This is a genomic window from Thermostichus sp. MS-CIW-41, assembly GCF_054058915.1.
The window spans coordinates 1-1,941 of record NZ_JBSSBO010000091.1 but is presented as its reverse complement, the minus strand read 5'-3'; the positions used below and the strand labels follow the sequence as shown (position 1 = coordinate 1,941).

The 1,941-nt window shown below is 59.3% G+C and carries 2 protein-coding genes and 1 pseudogene; all 3 read left to right on the top strand.

Going from position 1 to position 1,941, the window contains the following annotated elements:
• Window positions 1-179 precede the first annotated feature (179 nt).
• Complete coding sequence (locus ACVWXE_RS14330; protein ID WP_457490641.1) at window positions 180-1,364, top strand: 5-(carboxyamino)imidazole ribonucleotide synthase; 1,185 nt, start codon at window positions 180-182, stop codon at window positions 1,362-1,364.
• Complete coding sequence (locus ACVWXE_RS14325; protein WP_457490640.1) at window positions 1,361-1,810, top strand: hypothetical protein; 450 nt, start codon at window positions 1,361-1,363, stop codon at window positions 1,808-1,810. Before ACVWXE_RS14330 ends, ACVWXE_RS14325 begins: the two co-directional genes overlap by 4 nt.
• 52 nt (window positions 1,811-1,862) lie before the next feature.
• Window positions 1,863-1,941, top strand: a pseudogene (locus ACVWXE_RS14320) (IS5-like element ISSoc13 family transposase); the annotation flags it as partial.

Genomic DNA, 1,941 nt, shown 5'->3' with positions numbered 1-1,941 from the left:
TCTCGTTTTGACAAATTGGCCAGGAACTTCTTGAGTTTTCTCTATCTCGTCAGTGCTCTCTTTTGGCTCAAATGAAAGATCAACACAACCTAGCGCTGGAGGGCAAGGGGTCCCATAATGGGGTTCTGGATCCCAGAAGCAATGGACAGCGGCCCACCACCCAGTATAACGGTACGGCTGTGGAAACCCAGGTATCCTCAAAAGACCAGAGATCCCAACCTGTGGGGGTGATTGGCGGCGGGCAGTTGGCGCAGATGTTGGCCTTGGCAGCTCGCCAGATGGGGATCCCGCTGATCGTGCAGGCTGCTGCTCCCACCGATCCGGCGGTGGCAGTGGCCGATGGGGTGGTTTGGGGATCCACAGCCGACAGCCAGGCCACGGCCCAGTTGTTGGAGCGCTGCCCGGTGGTTACTTTTGAAAACGAGTTTATCCCTCTGCCGGAGCTGAAAAAACTGGATCCGGAGGGATCCCGCTTTCGTCCCAGCCTCAGCACGCTAGAGCCGCTGCTGGACAAGTTGCACCAACGGCAGTTCCTGGCGCGGTTGGGGTTGCCGGTGCCGGCTTTCTTCCCGCTGGAGGCGGTGTTGGATTCGGCAGACCTGGCTGGACTGGGCTTTCCGGTGGTGCTCAAGCGACGGCGGCAGGGCTACGATGGGCAGGGCACCCGCATCTTGCACGAGCGAGCGGCTTTGCAGCAGGCCCTTAGCCAATCTGAGGGGATCCCGCTATTGCTGGAGGAATGGATCCCGTTCGAGCGGGAGCTGGCGGTGATGGTAGCGCGGGGGCTGAAGGGAGAGATCCGGGTTTACCCGGTGGTGGAAACTGTGCAGATTGAGCAAATCTGCCGCCATGTCCTGGTGCCTGCCCGCATCCCCCCAACCACCGAGGCCGAGATCCGGCGCTTAGCAGCCGATCTGATGGAAAAATTGGGTGCAGTTGGCGTGTTTGGCATCGAGCTGTTCTGGGTGCCGCCCCCCCATCCCAAGGCCGGGATCTGGATCAACGAAATCTCGCCGCGGGTCCACAATTCCGGCCACTACACCCTAGAAGCCTGCCGCACCTCACAATTCGAGCAACACCTGCGGGCCATCCTCGGCCTGCCCTTGGGGGATCCCTCCCTCAAGTGTGGGGGGGCAGTGATGGTCAATCTCTTGGGCTATGAGCATGCCACCGGCGATTACCCAGAAAAGCGGCAGCGCCTGGCCCAGCTCCCCAATGCCACGGTGCATTGGTACCACAAAACCCCTGCCCGCCCAGGGCGAAAACTGGGCCATGTAACCGTCTGTCTGCCGACTGCTCCCTCTCCTTTCGAAGCAGCAGCCCTTGTCCGCACCCTCGAATCCCTCTGGTACCCCCAGCCATGAGCCAAGTGTCGGATCCCTCCTTCTCCCCAGACATTCAAGCCCTGATCCAGGCCATGCAACGGCGGGATGTGCCCGCGGTAGCTCAGCAGGTCAACCGCCTCTCCCCCCAAGAGCGCCCTGCCGTGTTGACCCCTGCCCTTCGATACCTCGCCGGGGTGGATCCCGCCAGCGCCCAGTGGTTTGTTCGCCACCTCATGGCCCCTGCGGTCAAAGCGCAACTGCGAGAAGGGATCCTCAAAGCCGCCCAAGACTACCTACAGGAAGCCGGCTTCACCGAAGGGATCGACTACGAATTCAAGCCTGTTCGCGAAAGCGGTGCGGAGCACCATCCCCAATCGGGGGGCAAAATCTTGAGCATCAGCCGCAGAGCCTTGCCCTATGCGGCTCCCGATGACGATCCCTTGGGGCAGTTGTTGTTGGCGGAATTCTGCGAATTGCGAGACTAGGTCGTGTTAATCTTATGTTAGGATAGAGAGAATAACTTATAGAGGAAAGAGGATGAAGTTGGTTTTTTTAGATGAAAACAAATGGCAGAAGATATTGGCTTTTTTACAGACAGAAGAGAGAGTTAACATTG

What these genes read in the sequence shown, in the direction of transcription:
- ACVWXE_RS14325 (WP_457490640.1), top strand. Translation starts at nt 1,361, where the DNA reads ATGAGCCAAGTGTCGGATCCCTCCTTCTCCCCAGACATTCAAGCCCTG.